The organism is Campylobacter sp. (assembly GCF_019423325.1).
In the GTDB taxonomy this organism is placed as follows: domain Bacteria; phylum Campylobacterota; class Campylobacteria; order Campylobacterales; family Campylobacteraceae; genus Campylobacter_B.
In genome coordinates this window covers 895,227-913,194 of the sequence record NZ_JAHZBQ010000001.1, presented here as the reverse complement: position 1 = coordinate 913,194, position 17,968 = coordinate 895,227, and the positions used below count along the sequence as shown (strand labels likewise).

Sequence of the window (17,968 nt, the reverse complement as noted above, 5' to 3'; positions counted from 1 at the left end):
TCTTAAAATTCCAGCGCCAAATTTCACGTCGTAAAAACTCTGCGCGTATTTTTCAGACAGCCAAATTTTGCCACTAAATTCTACGCGCTCAAATTTCGCACCGCTGCCCTGCAATCGCTGCTCGCGAACGCCCAAAGTCTTAAATTTTACGCGATCAAATTCTACGCATTAAAATTAGCGCAGTTAGTGACCCGCGCGCTGTTTGAGAGCTGCTGCGGCAAAATTCCGTACTTAAAGCATAGCGGGCGTAGCGGCATGAGCGTAGTCTCAAACCCGTCGCGCTAAAATTTCGCAGTCTTTCGCGACGGGTGCTTTGCTTTTCAGCCCTAGCCCTAAGCGCGTACCGTAAAATTCCGCGCCGCAAATTTTATCTCGCTCGCAAAGACGGCGCCTTGCTAAAATTGTCAAAATTTAGCCATTTTTCGCTACACTTGCTAAAATTTTAAAAACGATTAAAGAGAGATTATGGACAGAATTGTAGAGATCGAAAAGATACAGCTCGATGAGAGCGTGGAGAGCTCGCTGCGCCCGTCAAGCTTCGAGGATTACGTGGGACAGGAGAAGATCAAATCAAACCTCGCCATAGCGATCGCCGCGGCGAAAAAGCGCGCCGACGTGCTCGATCACGTGCTTTTCTACGGACCGCCGGGGCTCGGCAAAACCACGCTAGCGCATATCATCGCCGCTCAGATGGGCGCCGCCATTAAGGTCACCGCCGCGCCGATGATCGAAAAGGCGGGCGATCTAGCGGCGATTTTGACGAACCTGCAAAGCGGCGACGTACTTTTCATCGACGAGATCCACCGCCTAAGCCCGGCGATCGAGGAGGTGCTGTATTCGGCGATGGAGGACTTCCGCCTCGACATTATCATCGGCTCGGGCCCCGCCGCGCAGACTATCAAGATCGATATTCCGCACTTTACGCTCATCGGTGCCACGACGCGAGCGGGCATGATCTCGGCGCCGCTGCGGGATCGCTTCGGTATGCAGTTTCGCCTGCAGTTTTACACGCACGCCGAGCTTGCGCGGATAGTGCAGATCGCTTCTGTTAAACTCGGGAAGGAGAGCGCGGCCGATGCCAGCGCCGAGATCGCGCGTCGCTCCCGCGGTACTCCGCGTATTGCGTTACGGCTGCTGCGCCGCATACGCGATTTTGCCGAGGTGCGCGACGAGGGCGCTATCTCGCACGATCGCGCGCGCGAAGGGCTTGAGGCGCTGGGCGTGGACGAGCAAGGCTTTGATGAGATGGATATAAAATATTTGGAAATTTTATTTGACGCCAAGCGCCGTGCCTTAGGGCTTAGCACGATCGCAGCGGCGCTTAGCGAGGATGAAGGCACGATCGAGGATGTCATCGAGCCCTATCTGCTCGCCAACGGCTACATCGAAAAGACCGCCAAAGGCCGCATCGCAACCGATAAGGCGCGCGAGGCGCTTGGTCGCGTGCTAAAGACTGCGGAGAGAAATCTGTTTGAGGAGTAGGGCGGATGAAATTTTATACTTCACGGCGCTGAGCCATAGCTACGCAGGCGGAGACCCTGCCGTGGCGATTTTGTATATTTGGTCTTTGAATTTTACTTGGTTTTAAAGTTTCTTTAGATTTAAAATTTAAAGCGGGAGATTTTGTAAATTTAGAGCAAATTTATTATTGGCTCAATAAAACATCCAAAAGGATATGAAGGGGAATTTTATGAAATTCATAACAAAATATATAAGAAGGCTCTTCTATTATTTTTACGATGTATTTTATAGGCGTGTTTTTATCGGGGGAGTTTCGCATCCGCCGGCACAAGTAGCTAGCATAGGCTGTTATGGTTTGCTTTTTGTCCTGTGCGGAACGCTTTTTACTATTTATAGAACTTCGAACGAGTATTAAAGGGCGGTGCGAAATTTCGTGCGGAACGCTTCTTACTATTTATAGAACGGATACGGCGCCCAAACAATTGAATGAGCTTGAGATAGATACCGGAATTTTAAGAAACGTTTATTATGATTTTCGCGGAAGCGGCGGACGAATACATATAGAACTAGAAAACGGCAAGAAAAAGGTTTATGAAATAAGCAAAAGCGATAGCGATATTTACGAAAAGATAAAAGGGCAAAAAATCAAAATTTATGGCGAGCCAAGCCCAGATATATTAGGTAATAATGAAATTTTACAGCTTGAAGATAAAGATGGAAAGATATATAAGGAATATAATTTTGATCATAGATTGTTAAGACCATATTTGATGACCGCACAGTTTAAATTCTTTTTAAAAGGGGCAGTTTTTCTACTTTTATTGATATTTTTTATAAATTTTTCAGATAGAAATTTGATTAAAAAAAATCCAGAAGAAGGAGTAAAAGATGAGTAACGGATTGGGTATTATTAGAAATACGTTTTCGCATGGTCTCGCTAATGCGGCTGCAGCGCAAGCTGGAGCGAAGTTCTGCTTTCATATGCCTATAGGCGGCTATTATTCTCACTCTCCATTGAAAGTTAAAATTTAGTCTATTCGCGCACCTGTTGTGCTCATTATTTTATAAATTCGCTATTCTTTTGCTCTACGCAGATTGTTGTTTGCGATTATTAAGGTACATTGATTCTCTAAAAAATAGCCTGTCGCCCGCTTAGCTTTTACTTCACTCTCGTTTATCGTACCGATTTTACTTCGCTTCTAGCAGACACATTCGCTATACATTTTTCTTTTCCGTGTGAAGTTGCTATTGGGCTTATTATAAGAGTTGCGGCGCGAACGAATCCAAACGTCGGGTGCGCGCGGCTTTAGATTTTGCGGCGCGGCACGCATGTCTAGCGCCAGCATATCGACTCTGCCTGCCAAAGTGCTAATTTCGTCAAATTTAGCCGCACGCACATCTAGCGTCGGCCTATCGGCGCGCACGGTCTGCCCGCCCACGCCTACGTAGTCGCACACGCCGCGCAGCTCATGCACGAACGCGCGCTGCTTTTCGCTGCCGATCCGCCCATGCACCGCGCCGTTTAGCGTGGCGTTGATTTTGATGAAGCAAAAACCGCTCTCGCGCGCCAGATAAAACGGCTTCGCAAGCTCCGCCGCCGCGGCATGGCAAACGTCAAATTTCACCTCTATGCCCCCACGGCGTAAAATTTCCGCGCCGCCCGCAGCCTGCGCATTCGTATCGCGTGCGCCGATTACCACGCGCGACAGCCCAAGCTCCGCCAAAAGCTCGGCGCAAGATGGGGTCCTGCCGCGGTGCGCGCAGGGCTCAAGCGTGACGTAGGCGCAAAAAGTGTACTGCACACTCATCTTAAATATACATAACGCCCGCCCTTGCATACCAATCGCATAGCTCAAGTGTAGTCGTATATGTATGGTTCGCATCGCACATATACGATACGCCATACGCAGCATGCGCTAAATGTGAGAGTATCGCTCGCAAATTTTATGAAATTTTAAAATTTAATCGAAATCTGATAAAAAAATTTATAAAATAGCTCATCAAATTTCAAAAGGATAAAATTTGCCGACGCCAAAAGACAACGCCGCAAGCCGCAATGAAAACCAGGCTGAAAACATGGCTCAAAACAACGCCGAGAATAACGCCAAAAGCGAGGCTCAAAATTTCACCGAAAATCAGACCGTAAATAACGCTGAGGGTAAAATCGAAGCCGCCGCCGAAGCCAAAGCGACTGTCAAAAACAAGACCAAAACCGCTGCTGAAAATAGAGCCGAAATCGGTGCCAAAAATCAAAGCGGAAGCGGAGCCAATGTCGGTGTTGAAAGCGGGGTTAAAGCCGCTAAAGCAAATACAGGCGCCGATAAAGCGGACGCGGCTGCGCTAGACGCCGCGGAAGGCAGGACTAAAACCGCCGCCGAAAATCAAAGCGGAAACCGGGTCAAAACCGACAAGGCCTCATCTGCTGGTGCTTCCGCGCTTAACGACGCTGCCGAAGCCAATGAAACCTTCTCGGCTAATGCTTCCGCGCTAGGCGCTGCTGCCGCTTCGGGAGCCGCTGCGGGTATGAAAGCAGGCCTTGCCAAGGCTAGCGGGCGCGCGAAGACGAGCAAGATATTTTTTATCGGCGCTACTTTGCTGATGTTTTGCTGCGTGATCTATCTATTCTCGCCGTTTTTGATGGTGATCGCAATCGGCGTGCTGATGGCGGTGGCGACTTCGGGTCTGCACGCTAAAGTAACGAAGCTGTGCCGCGGCAGGCGCACGCTAGCCTCGGTGCTTAGTCTGTTTTTGCTCTGCGCGCTTTTTTTCGTGCCCTTCATCTACGCAGTGATCGAGATCGCCAAAAACGCCGCGAGCTTCGATATGGCGCGCCTAAACGATGCGATTAGCTACGTTCAGAGCCTAAACATCAAGCTGCCCGGGCCTTTTGAAAAATTCGATACGCAGTTTCGCTCGTTTTTGGCAAACCTTGATGTCGCGGGCCTAGCGAAGCAGATCATCTCCTATCTCTCGGTCGTCGGAAAGTCCAGCGCAAAATTTATCGTCGATATGGTGCTCATCGTCGTGTTTTGCTTTTTTGCATACCTCTACGGCGAGAGCTTCAAGCGCTTTTTCAAAAAAATTCTACCCGTCGAGCCTGCGCAGATCGATTATATCTTTTCCGAGACGGCAAATACAATGAGCGTCGTGTTTTACTCGACCATCTTCAACGCCGTATTGCAGGGCTTTTTGTTTTCGATCATCGCGGGGATCTTTGGCTTTGACGCGCTGCTGATGGGGGTGCTTTTCGCCTTCTGCTCGCTCATCCCTGCAGTCGGCGGCGCGCTCATCTACGTGCCCACCGCGCTATACGTGCTAGCGGGGGGCAGCACCTCGGGCGCGATCGTGATAATGGCGTATTGCGTGATACTGATCTCGACGCTCGCGGACAGCTTCGTAAAGCCGCTCGTGATCAAATTTATCAACTCGCGCCTAGTCGAAAACCCCGCAAACATCAACGAGATGCTGATCTTCTTCTCAATGCTTTCTGGCATCAGCACGTTCGGGTTCTGGGGCGTGATCCTGGGGCCCGCGATTTTAACGCTATTTATCGCGGTGCTAAATTTATACGACTATCTAAAAAAGATAGAATTCGAGTAGGGCTTGCGCCGCTGGGCGCTTTTAAATTTATGAAAATGTCGCCTGTAAAGTGCAATGCCCAGCGCGCCCTTGCGGCTCTTGCGCCCTCGCGGCTTTTTGTCCGTTCGCGCTCTTGCGCGGGCTTAAAGGCTTTAAATTTAAAGGCAAATTTTAATTTCGGCGCACCGCTAACTCTCTTTGAGTGCCCGCAGTATAAATTTTAAAATTTGGCTTCGGCGCGGAATTCCTACGCCTAGGAATTTTAAAATTTATGCTCTTGTTTTGAAATTTAAAAACCCTCTGCGCGCCGCAAAGCCCATGGCCGAACGAAGGGCTGCGATACTAGAGAGTAAATGTGCGCGATAAATTTAGCGTGTTTGACGGCGGCCGAGCTAAGCTCGATGTTTTACTGCGGCGCATCTCAGGCTACGCGCGGAAGTAGTTTATGTCGGCGGTAGGCTCCCCTGCCGCCGTTTTTTATAGCGGCATCCCAAGCAAACGGGCGTCGCAGCGGCTATAGGCTGTGGCGCCGGATGGCAGTCGCTACGGCACCGCCTTTTATGCAGCGTCTGATTTGGTGCGGCATGTTTTTTATGCGACGTAAAGCATAGCGCTGCGCAGAAATTTCATAAATTTAATTCGTCCGTCGCTTTTAAAATTCTGTATCGTCATAGAGTCTAATTGTAGATTTAAATTTACGGCTAAACGCAAGGCGGCGTATCAAAAGCTTAAAAATCGGCTAAGGGTGCAAAAGCGGCGTCGGGCTAGAGATACAAAAACAGGCTAGAAGTGACAAAGATGAGTTTGAAAATTTCAAATTCCGTGGGTGCGGATAAAATTTATATGGAAAATTTACCTAGTAGTGCAGAAACTGCCAAAAATAACAAAATTTAAGCGAAAAGCACCAATGGAGCGGTGGCGGCGATTTAGACTCGCACTTTGCCGCCGTATTTGATCTGGCTTGGGTCTTTTTCATCCAGCTCGCGCATTATCTGCTCGCCGTTGTCGGAGTTTGCCGCAGTGATATCTGCGTCCAGATCGGAGTATGAGTAGATCATCATCGCCTCACTTACGCCCTCTATGGCCTCTATCGCGCGAAATGCGGCGATCTCGTCCTCGAAGCTCTCCGCGCTAATCGTGGCTACCGCCTTGCCGTCCTTGCACGCGACGAACTCGCAGCTGCCGATGCTTTGCAGCTCCTTTCGAAACGCCGCTATATCGGTATCTGCGCCTAGATAGATTACGACGCTTGAAATATTCATTTTAACTCCCAAAAGTAGATATATCTATTGTATCCCGAGCCCACGAGATACTCTCCTTCGAAAAGCAGATAGTTGATGATGTCGTTGTCCAGCTCGATGCTGCGGACGATCTCGCCTGCTTTATCGATTACGCGTACGCCGTTACCAACGGTAAAAGCACCCAGCTCGGGACTTAGCGCCACGGCAAAAACTGCAAAATGGGCATTATAGAATTTGCTAAAATCGCCGTTTTCGTAGTAGCACGATCTTTCTTTGTCGTTCGAGCCGCTCATCATACGATCGCCAAGTAGCGCCACGGAGTAGATCCCGTCCTTGTGCAGGGACTTTTGGCTCATAAGCTTTTTCGCTTTCGCGTCGAAATAAAATACGATGCCGCCTTCGCACGAGATTAGTAGCGTTCCGCCGGCGCGGTCGTATGCGCTGCCGCCCAAAGACGCGATGGTGAGCTTTTGCTCAAAGCTTACCTTGCCGCTAGACAGGTCGAAGTATAAAATTTCGCTGCCAAGACCTAGTAAAATCACGGTGTTTTCGTCGTAGAAATAGACGTTTTTAATCCCCGTCATCGGCAATTTATAGTGCGTAATCTTACCGCCTGCAAACACGCCCAGCATCTTTTCAAACGCGTCGCCGTTATACAAAAATGCGTATTTCTCGCCTAGTTTATCGACGTCGAATATGGTAGCGCCCATCGGCTCGTCTAGGTAATTTTTGGACGAGGGCAGGGCGAAAATTAGCGTTTTGGATATTGCGTCTGACGCGGAATTCGAGGCGGAATTTAATGCCGTAGAATTTTCGGCAGAATTCTGCTTTGTGGAATTTACCGCTGCTGAATTCTCTGCGGAATTTATAGCGGCGGCATTTACCTTGGAATTCCCCGCGGAATTTACGCTCGCTTTTGCATTGAAATTCTGCGCCGCATCGGAATTTCGATCTGCGAAATTTTGTCCGGCGGCGAAATTGCTCGCGGAATTCTCCGCGGAGCTAATGGTGATTTTATAGAGCTTGCCGTCGTCGAGCCCTGCGTAAATTTCGCCGTCTAGATTTTTTAGCACCGCAACATTTGCGTCAAGCTCTAGTATTAAGCTAGCGTGTTTGATCTTTGCAGGCGCATCTATGCCCACAGCGCCACTAGGTATTGCAACGCCGTTGCCGGCATAGATGAAGCAGGCGCAAAGTAGCAGCGGTGGTAAAAATTTCATCGCGCGCTCCTACTCAACCTCGGCGCCTTGATTTAGCGTATCTATGAGATTAGAAGTGGAATTTGCGTCGCTAAACCTGCTAAAATCGGCTTTGAAATTATTTTTAACTAGCGGATCGGTCTGGGCTTGCGGCACGTGGCATTGCGTGCAGTTGAAGCGCTGCTCGGCTAGCGTGCCGTTTAGATCCGCGCCTGTGCGAAAGTCCACCAAGTGGCTTTTTGGAATCGGCGTAGAGCCTATATCCTTAGCGACATCGGGCATATGGCAGGTTACGCACATATTGTTATCCTTTGTGATCGGTACAAGCCCTTCTAAGCTGTGCGGTATAAGCGGTGGAGCGTTTTCAAAGCTGCGCTCGATCTTCGAAGCGGCACCCGGAGCATCCTCGCTATATTTGAAATCGGGCAGGGAATTTTTATTTTGCACCGATTCGTCTACGCTTTTTATAAAGCCCAAGCTGTCGGCATCTATAGAAGCCGTCTTATCCGCGGCAAATAGTGCCGCACAGCACGTAAGAGCCAAGCCTAAAACCATTTTTTTCATTTTTTCACTCCTAATATACTAAAATTTAACGCATTGTCGTCGCATACGTCGATGCAGCGCCCGCAGCTGATACACTCGCTGCTAACGCGCCCGTTTTCGCGCCCGACCATCTTAAGCACCTGAACTTCGGGGCAGACCATTTTGCATTTGCCGCACATCGTGCATTTATCAACCTCGTGGCGAACGCGAATGACGCTAAAATAGCTAAGCGCAGCCCAAAATCCGCCGAGCGGGCATAGCCGCGAGCAGATAGTGCGATCGCCTGCAAAAATTTCAAAAACCACGATCAGTAGCGCGATTGCAAACGCACTGGCACTCAGCGATATGGCGGCGCGCGCGAAAAGAGAGATAAAATTTACGCTCTCAAACGCCGCAAAACCGAAAGCTCCGCTGCAAACAAGCGCTAACACCACTAGGACGTAGCGAGCTTTGCGATTTACGTTTAAAAATTTGGTGTGCACGCCAAATTTTTTACGAAGCCACGCGGCAAGATCGGTTAGTAAATTTATCGGGCAAACCCACGAGCAATATAATCGCGGCGCTATAAGCGCATAAAATGCTCCTACGATAAGCGCTCCGATAACCGCCGTAGCGCCCAAAGAAAAGCTAGCTAACAGCATCTGCGCCGTCGCAAACGGATCGCTTAGATTAATCGTGCCGAAAAGTTTCGACGAGCTTAGATTGCCCTTTAGAATTCCTGATAAAATTCCGTTTTCGCTCGCGGCTTTGAAGGCGAAATTATTTCCTAAAATAAAAAGGACTAGAATAGAAATTTGGCTCAAACGCCTTAAAATAGTGTATTTCATTGCCTAGCCCCTTCCATTAGATCGTCCTCGTTTAAGTAATCCTTACTCTTTTGCGGATCGAGCTTGATTTTGGTGTCTGCGTCCTTTAGCTTCGCGTCGTCGCCCTTGATCCAGCCCTTGACGTAGTTATCGCTGGAAATTCCTATGACGCGCTCGCGCTCCACGACGCTGATAGCCGCCTTTTTTGTGACGCAGGCATGCTCGCACTTACCGCAACCCGTGCAGTAGTCGCTATCTACGACGGGCACGAGTAGGGCGTGCTTTTCGGTGCGGTTGTTGTGACGATAATCGATCCTAAGCGCCTTGTCCATTACGGGGCAGTTTCGCACGCACGCGTCGCATTGGATACCGGCGTAAGCGATGCAATGCTCGGTATCTATGACCGCAACGCCCATTTTAGATAGACGCACGTTAAGCTTGGAGTCTTCGCTTACCAGGCTTTTATCTAGTGCGTCGCTAGGACAGGCCGCGACGCAAGGTATGTCGTCGCACATATAGCACGGAATTTCGCGCGGGATGAAAAACGGCGTGCCGTTTGCAATAGCATGATCGCAAAAGCTCGCAAGCTTAAGCGTATCAAACGGGCATGCCTCGACACAAAGTCCGCACCTTAGGCATTTGCTAAGAAATTCTTTCTCGCTTATAGCTCCGGGCGGGCGGAGTCTGGCGTGCTCGCCGGAGTTTGCGACTCCGAGCCCCAGAACGCCTACGCCCGCAGCTAAAGAAAGAATACCTAAGACCTCACGCCTATCCATAATTTACGCCTTGTAAATTTTAACCGCGCATTTTTTATAGTCGGTCTCTTTTGAAAGCGGGCAGGTATGATCGAGCGTGACGCGGTTGATATAAACCTTCTCGTCAAAAAACGGCACGAAAATAAGCCCTTTCGGCGGAATATTACGTCCGTGGAAGTCCACGCGCGCTTTTACCTTGCCGCGGCGCGACTCGATCCAGACGATCTCGTTTTGTTGTACGCCGATTTTGGCGCCGTCGGCTTCGTTCATATAGCATCTTGCCTCAGGCACCGCGCGATAAAGCTCCGGTACGCGCATAGTCATAGTGCCCGTATGCCAGTGCTCCAGTACGCGACCCGTACATAGCCAGAAAGGATATTCCTCGCTTGGCACTTCTACAGGATCCATATATGGACGGAAGAAAATTTTAGCTTTATTGGCAAGGCTTGTTTTCTCTTCGCCTGAAGTAGCAGATTTCAGATCGCCGCTAGGAAGCGCCGCTTTGGCGTTGCCATAGAAGGCGAAGTCGCTATCCGGAGCCGCTTTTTTGGCATAAGGATCGTATTGGGCGTTAAAGCGCCAAAGTGTTTCTTTGCCGTCTACGACCGGCCATCTAAGACCGCGCACTCGGTGATATGTATCGAAATCAGCTAAATCGTGTCCGTGACCGGTGCCGAATTTGCGGTATTCTTCCCAGAGATATTTTTGGACGAAAAAGCCATAGCCTTTAAATTCTTTACCGTCGCTGCCGATTACGGCGCGGGAATCGCCGCTTACTTCGGAGTTATCGAAATTTGCCATAATCGGATCTTTTGCCGCGAAAGCCTGAGCGTCTTTGTTTGCAAAGAGCACTTCAAATAGTGTAGTCTCTGGCGTATAGCCGAATTCTGAAATTTTATCTAAGACACTTGGTAACGTAAGCTTATCATTTACTTTAACCTCGCCCCAGAAATCCTTGAGTTTGAAGCGCTTGGAAAACTCTAACATCTGCCACGTATCACTCATCGCATCGCCCACAGGAAGGACCTGCTGTCTCCACCACTGAGTTCTACGCTCGGCATTGCCGTATGCGCCCCATTTTTCATAGATCATTGCGGTTGGTAGGATTAGATCGGCTACTTTCGCGCTTAGCCCTGGATACGGCTCGCTTACTACGATGAAGTTGTCCATCTCGCGCGCCGCGGCGATCCAGTGATTTGCATTGGCGATCTGCTGCCATGGGTTATTTACCTGCACCCATAGCCATTTTATCTTGCCGTCTTCGAGATTGCGCAGAGCCTGTACATAATGTGCGCCCGGTTTTGGATTTATCGTACCCTCGGGAAGCTTCCAAATTTTTTCGGAAACCTTTCTGTGTGCCGGATTTGCCACGACCATATCGGCAGGTAGGCGGTGAGAAAACGTGCCCACCTCTCTAGCCGTGCCGCAAGCGCTAGGCTGACCGGTAAGCGAAAACGCTCCACAGCCGGGCTTAGCTTGCTTGCCAAGAAGGAAATGTACCATGTAACTTTGCTCATTGACCCAAGTTCCTCTTGAGTGCTGATTAAAGCCCATCGTCCAAAAGCTTACTACTTTGCGATCTTTTTCTATATAAAAATCTGCCAGCTGCTTTAGCTTGGTCTTAAACGCCTCTAAATCCTCACTTTCGTCACCCTTGGCCAAAGGCGCTACAAATTCTAACGTGTAAGGCTCCAGCGCTTTTTTAAATTCTTCGAAGCTTATGAGCCAGTGAGCATCTGATTTGTCAGAGTGTTTGTTTTCGAGTACGTCGCCCTCTTTCATACCCAGATATGCTAAGGTAACGCCCTCGGATTTGCTTAGAATTTTAGATTTTTGCTTGGCCGCGGTGTCAAGCTCGGTTTTGCGGTATTTTTTATGATTTATATCTTCTCGCAAGCCGTAGCCGATATCCACAGGGCCTGTAGCGAACACGCAGTGCTCTTTAATAAATTTCCCATCTATCATATCCGGGTGGTTGTAGACGATCTCCCTTGCTATGTAGTTCCATATCGCTAAATCGGTATTCGGACGGAATATAATTTCAATATCGGCGATGTTTGAAGTGCGGCTAGAGTATGTCGAGAGATTTATAACTTTTACGCGGTCCGGGTTGCGAAGCTTGTGGTCGGAGACGCGAGACCAAAGGATAGGGTGCATCTCAGCCATATTCGCGCCCCAAGCGATGATGGTATCGGTTAGCTCGATATCGTCGAAAACGCCCGCAGGCTCGTCGATGCCAAAGGTTTGCATAAAGCCTACGACGGCGCTGGCCATGCACTGGCGAGCATTAGGATCGAGATTATTGGAGCGAAAGCCCGCCTTTACTAGCTTTGCTGCGGCGTAACCTTCCGGGATCGTGTATTGGCCGCTACCAAGTACGGCAAAGCCCTCGGGACCGCCTTCGTTATAGGCGCGTCTGAAATGCTTCTCCATTTCGTCGAACGCTCGTTGCCAGCTTATCTCGATAAATTTTCCCTTTTTGTCGAATTCGCCTTTGGAATTTACGCGCAAAAGAGGCTTGGTGATGCGATCTGCGCCATACATGATCTTTGCGTTAAAATAGCCTTTGATGCAGTTTAGACCGCGATTTACAGGCGCTAACGGATCGCCTTTAACCGCTACGATCTTACCGTCTTTAGTGGCTACCATGATGCCACAACCGGTGCCGCAGAAGCGACAGGCCGCCTTGTCCCAGCGCCAGCCTTTTTCGGCTTCTTCCGCAGCACTAAGACTGCTAGGCAAGCTGATGCCCGCAACGCTACAGGCAGCCGCTGCTGCAGAGCTTTTTATAAAGTCTCGTCTATCCATGAGATTAACCTTTCGTTTAGAATTAATTTCTACTAAGATTTTGAATAATAGCATAAAAAAACAGCTTAGTCTAGATTAAAATCAAGGTTTTTTCTACATAGATTTCAGATATAAGATAATAATTTTATAAATTTTAAATTTAGTGGCTTAAATTTTATCAGGACAGCGAGTTTTTGATAAATTTTAATATAGATTTTCATTTAATTAAATTAATATAATATACCGATAAATTAGCATTAAAATTTCATAAAAATTTAATTGTGCTTTGAAATAAAACGGAGCGTAATAGAATTTCGAAATTTTATTAAAATTATAAAAATTAGCTTAAAAAGCGTATTTTACAATAAGCGATAAATTTTACGCACAAATACCGCCATTACCGAAGTAAAAGCGTAAAATTTAACTATTCAATTTAATATGCAATATTTGCATATCGCTTAAATTTTGCTTAAAAAAATTCACTAATTTAAAAATTCTTTTATAATCTAGAAAGTATAATAGCCGTGCAAACCAAAATTCTTGAAAGGAATATTATGCAGTCCAGAGAAAAGATTGTCAAAACGACTTGTCCTTACTGCGGCACCGGCTGTGGTATCGATCTTATCGTAAAAGACGGCAGGATCGTAAACGCGCGCCCTACGCAGGCCCATCACGTAAATGACGGCGAGCTATGCTTAAAAGGGATGTTCGGCTGGGAGTTCGTAAACTCTCCAAAACGCCTTGCCAAACCTATGATCCGTAAGAAAAACGGAGTATTTGATAGAAGCGGCAAGCTTGAGGAGGTAAGCTTTGAAGAGGCTTATGATTTTGTAGCGTCTAAATTTAAAGAGACTGTCGCTAAATATGGTCCAAGCTCAATAATGGGCTTTAGCTCGGCGCGCTCGAATAACGAAGACAACTACGTTTTTCAGAAATTTTTCCGAGCTCAGGGCAGCAACAACGTCGATCACTGCGCTCGTCTTTGACACGCTCCTACAGTGGCAGGTCTTGCCAACACGCTAGGAAACGGAACGATGACGAACGATTTGGTAGAATTCGCTACCGATACGGACGTATTTTTACTCATCGGCACCAACACGAGCGAGTGTCACCCGATCATCGCTATGCAGATGCAGCGAGGCTTGCAGCGCGGCGCCAAGATGATCGTCGTAGATCCAAAGCGCACAGATATGGCGAAAAAAGCCGATATCTATCTGCAAATCCCAGTGGGCGCGAACATTAAGACGCTAAATACCATTATGAATGTTATCATTGCCGAAAATTTGCAAGATGACGAGTTTATCAAAAACTACGCTCACGGCTACGAGTATTTAAAAGAGGCGGTTAAGGACTTTACGCCTGAGCGATTTGAGCGCGAGACGGGCGTGAAAAAAGAGCTCGTAATCGAAGCTGCTAGAATGTATGCTAAAGCAGGCGCAGCGGCGATCTGCTACACGATGGGTATCACACAGTTTAGCGACGGTACGTCAAACGTATTTTCGCTTTCAAATTTAGCCATTTTGACGGGAAATTTAGGTAAAAGAGGCGCAGGCGTAAATCCTTTGCGCGGTCAAAACAACGTCCAGGGTGCATGCGATATGGGTGCTCTACCTAACGTCATTCCGGCAGGTGCGGTAAATTCCGCTTATGCTCAGGAGCAAGCGCGCAGAGTATGGCACTTCGAGCTAAATCCAACTCCAGGCTTTAAGCTTACGGTCGCACCCGATAAAATGGATAGCGGCGAGCTGAAGCTGCTCTACGTTTACGGTGAAAATCCCGTAATGAGCGATCCTTGGACGGAACACTTTGTGCATGCAACGCACCATTTGGATTGCTTTATCGTGCAGGATCTTTTCTTTACCGAGAGCGCACAGAAAGCCGATGTCGTACTACCTGCTGCCGGCTGGGGCGAGAAGGATGGCACCTTTTTAAACACTTCCCGTCGCGTCCAGCGCACGCGCAAGGCAAGCGAGCCGGCTCCTGGCGTAGAGCCTGATTGGAAGGTAGTTTGCAATATCGCACAAAGAATGGGACTTGAAGGGTTTGATTTTTTAAGTGCGGAAGAAATTTGGAACGAAGTGCGTGCATTAATGCCTAAATTTTTCGGCGGTATTAGCTACTATAGGCTAGATAAGCTAGGCGGTATCAGCTGGCCATGTCCTGATGAAGATCATCCGGGCACACCGGTTCTTTACGCAGATCATAAATCGATGTTGCCTGATGGTAAATTTAGAATGGTGCCGGTACTTTACGTGGATGATAAAGAGGGGCGCGCTAAAGCTGAGGCGGATTTTAGAGCCAAGATGAAAATTCCTGATGATTATCCAGTGGGAAGCGGCGCGCTTAGCGAGATACCGGATGAAATTTATCCGTGCTTGTTTACGACGGGGCGCAAGGTTTATCACTACCACACTGGCACGATGACGAGAGAGTGCCGCGCGCTAGAGTACGGCGCGGGCGCAGAAGGCGCGCTCATCGAGGTAAGCCCCGACATCGCACGCGAACGCGAGCTTACCGAAGGCTGCTATGCGCTCGTCAAAAATAAGCGCGGTCAAATCGCCGCGAAACTTCGTATAAATCCGGATCTGAAAGAGGGCACGATATTTACGACCTTCCATTACAGCGAGGCCGACGGCAACGAGCTCGTGCATGCGGGCGATCTAGATCCGCTATCGGGCATTCCGCCGCTAAAGATGACGATCGCAAATATCAGAAAGCTTAGCGAGAGCGAGTTTATCGAGTTCAGAAGACAAAACGAGATGTCGATGCACTCTGAAAAACCTTATCTATCGCCGGTTCATAAGTAGTTTGGGCGGCAAGCTCCGCCCGCTTTACATAGATGAAATTTAATCGCGCTGCACGTAGCGGCAAAATTTGATGAAATTTTATCTTTGCGGGCGCTTCATGGCCGCTTGTGCTCACGGTGCGAGCGGCTCGTGGAATTTTCCACGCGATTTTTTAAATTCAAAAATGCGAGCGATTTAAATTTACGCACGCCGCTTCGGTACGACGGCTTTACTTCGGCGAATTAAGGCTATTTAAGCAAAATTTCACTACGATACGGGCGAAATTCAAACAAGGAAGGTCTATGGAGCCGATTTATAGAGCGGAGATAGTTAAATTTAAAGGGGATGAAAGAAGGATCGTAAGCGATATCTTAGTGCGCGAGATCAAGCTTGAAATTTTATTAAACGACAAGCGTTTCGGCGCGCTAATGGCGACTCCGAGCGATCAGAAGGCGCTTGCGGTAGGCTATTTGTTGAGCGAAAATTTGATCTCGGACGCAAGCTGTATAAGAAGCATCGAGCTCGCGCCCGACGGGCTTAGCGTGAATGTATGCGGCGAGATAAACGAAAAGCGGCTAAATAGCTTCGATGCCGAAAAGGTCATCATCAGCGGCTGCGGGCGCAGCTCTACGGCAAATATCGATCCTGCAGCGATGGCGGCGCGCAAAGTCCGCTCGGACGCTAAATTTCATAAGAATGAAATTTTAAATTTGATGAGCGAGTTTTACACGCAGTGCGAGCTTTACGAGATGACGGGCTGCGTGCACACCGCAAAGCTCTTTACCGCGGGCGGCGAGTATTTTATCGGCGAGGATATCGCCCAGCACAATACCATCGATAAATCGGTCGGCAAGGCGGTCTTGGCGGGGCATGATACGCAGGGCTCGCTTCTTTTGGTAAGCGGCAGGCTAAGCTCCGAAATGGTCGCCAAAGCCGTGATGAGCGGCATTAGCGCGCTTGTTTCGCGTACGGCTCCTACGAGCCTCGGCGTCGTGATTGCACGTAAATTTGATCTTGCCCTTTGCGGCTTCGCGCGCGGCGAAAATTTAAACGTTTATAGCGGCGAAGAGAGAATTTTGAGTTAAGAGGGCGGCATGGAGATAGATATCAAGATAGACGATAAAAAAGCAAGCGAGATCAAAAGGCTGATTTTAAATTTATTAAATCCGAGCGGTAAGCTTGATTGCGGCGCGGCGTTTAAGATCGCTGCTAAATTAGGCGTAGATGCAGGCGTCGTAGGATATCTCGCGGCGCGCGAAGGGATACGGATAGATCGCTGCGAACTCGGACAGTTCGGCAAGCTGCAATGTAGTGGAGGTAGTATAAAGGCGCTGCAAAAGCTAGATCCGCTTTTGGATGAGAAAAGACGGATTTTTTGCCGTGACGCCCGAGCCGTAGCTAGCGGCGGAGTGGGGTTCGATACGGTGCGCTCTACGCTTAAGGAGCACGGCATAGACGTGAAATATTGTCAGCTGGGCTGCTTTAAGGAGAAGAAAGGCAAAAGAATGAGAGTAAAAACAAAAACTTGGATCGAAAATGCGCAGGGCGAGCTCATTTTCGGTAAGGGCAAAACTGAAGTGCTAGACGTGATCGCTCAGACGGGCTCTATCTCTAAAGCCGCCGAGGTTTTGGGGATGAACTATAAAAAATGCTGGAGCCATCTGCAAATTTTACAAAAAAATCTGCAAGAGGAGCTCTTTAGCACCAAGCAAGGCGGCGGCACTGCCGCAGGCACGACGCTAAATGCGCGCGCCTATGAGCTGATCGCCGCGTATAAGCAGCTGCAAAGCGATATAGAACACTACGCAAACGAGCGCTTTAAGGAGCTTTTTTTGAAAAAAGAGGGCGAGAAAGACGCAAGTAAAGCGGCAGATAAAAACCATTAAATTTTTAAAGGAGAGAACGATGTTTGTAAAACTAAACGACCGAACCTATCTAAACAAAGACAGGATCACGCGCATCAAGGTAGATAGCGTCCAGGACGGTATCAGAATTCGCTTCTACGAGGGGCAGTTTCAGGTAGCCAAAAGCGGCAGATTTGAAAGCGAAGAAAAAGCGATGGAGTGGTTGCAGAAAAATTTTATCGGTAAATAGGCGCGAAGCGGGCTTTATGACTGCGCGAGCAGCTTGCGAACAGATCCGCAAAATAGCAGTTTTGTGATACGGCAGCGGCTCGCCGCTCATTAGCACTACGATAATTTTGGTGGTCTGTGCTTTTAAGAAGAGCTTATGCAAATATGTTGCGGTAAAATTTACGGCGAACGAGCTTCGGATATAGAGCCTAGCGTATGTGTAAATAGAGGATGTAGCTACGCAAATAAGGTCTATGACGACATTCGTTCGCCAAATTTACTCGAAAGATTTCATCGTTTAAACCCAGCTTAACCGCATTTTTCAGCTAGCTTTGCCTATTTCGCCTATATAGTATTTATATTTTATTAAGTACTGATTGGATATAGTCGCGGGCAAAATTCTAAGGGGAAATTTTGAAAGACTTCAAACTTCGGTTTATTTATGCTGTCTGCGTGGTGGTCGTATGTGCGCTGTATCTGCTAGCCGAAAGATCGGGTCTTATGGAGCGCAAACAAACCCATTTTACCGTTACTTCAGATACTAATGTTTCCAAAGTACCGGGCCTTAGCAAATACGTAAGCCAAGAAGAGGTCGATAGCTTCGCATTTCGCTACTGGGATATAGATTATAATTCAAATCCAAAAAACGTATTTAAAGAACCCGCCATAGACGTAGAGCTAAAAAGGCTTTTAAAAAGCAAGCAAACTGATGAAATTTTAAAATTTATGAAATAATAAT

Annotated in this window: 16 protein-coding genes; 9 read left to right on the top strand and 7 right to left on the bottom strand. The window is 48.3% G+C overall.

Annotation, left to right across the window (positions count from 1 at the left end; translation table 11 throughout):
- Positions 1–465: 465 nt before the first annotated feature.
- Positions 466–1,482: a Holliday junction branch migration DNA helicase RuvB gene (ruvB, locus tag QZ367_RS04100; RefSeq protein ID WP_291937793.1), complete on the top strand. Its 1,017-nt coding sequence runs from the start codon at positions 466–468 to the stop codon at positions 1,480–1,482.
- 461 nt (positions 1,483–1,943) lie between these two features.
- Positions 1,944–2,357 (top strand): hypothetical protein, encoded by a 414-nt coding sequence (locus tag QZ367_RS04095; RefSeq protein ID WP_291937790.1) that lies wholly within the window; start codon positions 1,944–1,946, stop codon positions 2,355–2,357.
- Between the two features lie 303 nt (positions 2,358–2,660).
- Here the strand turns inward: QZ367_RS04095 and QZ367_RS04090 are convergent, their stop codons facing one another.
- Positions 2,661–3,263, bottom strand: coding sequence for a hypothetical protein (locus QZ367_RS04090; protein WP_291937785.1), 603 nt, complete (start codon positions 3,261–3,263; stop codon positions 2,661–2,663).
- A 220-nt stretch (positions 3,264–3,483) separates the two neighbouring features.
- On the opposite strand from QZ367_RS04090, the gene QZ367_RS04085 reads away from it, so the two are divergent.
- Positions 3,484–5,061, top strand: coding sequence for an AI-2E family transporter (locus QZ367_RS04085; RefSeq protein ID WP_291937782.1), 1,578 nt, complete (start codon positions 3,484–3,486; stop codon positions 5,059–5,061).
- A gap of 905 nt (positions 5,062–5,966) precedes the next feature.
- Here QZ367_RS04085 and QZ367_RS04080 read toward each other — a convergent pair.
- Genes QZ367_RS04080 through napA form a run of 6 tightly spaced genes read right to left on the bottom strand, consistent with a single transcriptional unit; the run spans position 5,967 to position 12,392 of the window.
- A complete protein-coding gene (locus QZ367_RS04080) occupies positions 5,967–6,302 on the bottom strand; it encodes a chaperone NapD (protein ID WP_291937779.1) in 336 nt (111 codons plus the stop codon).
- Positions 6,299–7,501, bottom strand: coding sequence for a hypothetical protein (locus QZ367_RS04075; protein ID WP_291937777.1), 1,203 nt, complete (start codon positions 7,499–7,501; stop codon positions 6,299–6,301). Before QZ367_RS04075 ends, QZ367_RS04080 begins: the two co-directional genes overlap by 4 nt.
- Before the next feature lie 9 nt (positions 7,502–7,510).
- Entirely contained in the window at positions 7,511–8,044 is a 534-nt protein-coding gene (locus QZ367_RS04070) for a nitrate reductase cytochrome c-type subunit (protein ID WP_291937774.1), read from the bottom strand.
- The gene (gene napH, locus QZ367_RS04065) at positions 8,041–8,850 is read right to left on the bottom strand and encodes a quinol dehydrogenase ferredoxin subunit NapH (protein WP_291937771.1); all 810 of its coding nucleotides are present in this window, start codon (positions 8,848–8,850) and stop codon (positions 8,041–8,043) included. Before napH ends, QZ367_RS04070 begins: the two co-directional genes overlap by 4 nt.
- Positions 8,847–9,605, bottom strand: a complete 759-nt coding sequence (napG, locus tag QZ367_RS04060) for a ferredoxin-type protein NapG (protein ID WP_291937769.1) — start codon at positions 9,603–9,605, stop codon at positions 8,847–8,849. Before napG ends, napH begins: the two co-directional genes overlap by 4 nt.
- Before the next feature lie 3 nt (positions 9,606–9,608).
- On the bottom strand, positions 9,609–12,392 hold the full coding sequence (napA, locus tag QZ367_RS04055) for a nitrate reductase catalytic subunit NapA (protein WP_291937766.1): 2,784 nt from the start codon (positions 12,390–12,392) through the stop codon (positions 9,609–9,611).
- A 533-nt stretch (positions 12,393–12,925) separates the two neighbouring features.
- Here napA and QZ367_RS04050 point away from each other — a divergent pair.
- The 6 genes from QZ367_RS04050 (at position 12,926) to QZ367_RS04025 (ending at position 17,964) form a co-directional block, all read left to right on the top strand.
- On the top strand, positions 12,926–15,178 hold the full coding sequence (locus QZ367_RS04050; protein WP_291937763.1) for a molybdopterin-dependent oxidoreductase: 2,253 nt from the start codon (positions 12,926–12,928) through the stop codon (positions 15,176–15,178).
- Between the two features lie 281 nt (positions 15,179–15,459).
- Positions 15,460–16,242, top strand: a complete 783-nt coding sequence (gene fdhD, locus QZ367_RS04045; RefSeq protein ID WP_291937760.1) for a formate dehydrogenase accessory sulfurtransferase FdhD — start codon at positions 15,460–15,462, stop codon at positions 16,240–16,242.
- A gap of 9 nt (positions 16,243–16,251) precedes the next feature.
- Complete coding sequence (locus tag QZ367_RS04040; RefSeq protein ID WP_291937757.1) at positions 16,252–17,043, top strand: LysR family transcriptional regulator; 792 nt, start codon at positions 16,252–16,254, stop codon at positions 17,041–17,043.
- A 19-nt stretch (positions 17,044–17,062) separates the two neighbouring features.
- Positions 17,063–17,251, top strand: coding sequence for a hypothetical protein (locus QZ367_RS04035; RefSeq protein WP_005869215.1), 189 nt, complete (start codon positions 17,063–17,065; stop codon positions 17,249–17,251).
- Positions 17,252–17,386: 135 nt separating this feature from the next.
- On the top strand, positions 17,387–17,542 hold the full coding sequence (locus tag QZ367_RS04030; protein ID WP_291937754.1) for a hypothetical protein: 156 nt from the start codon (positions 17,387–17,389) through the stop codon (positions 17,540–17,542).
- A 101-nt stretch (positions 17,543–17,643) separates the two neighbouring features.
- Entirely contained in the window at positions 17,644–17,964 is a 321-nt protein-coding gene (locus QZ367_RS04025) for a hypothetical protein (RefSeq protein WP_291937752.1), read from the top strand.
- Positions 17,965–17,968 lie beyond the last annotated feature (4 nt).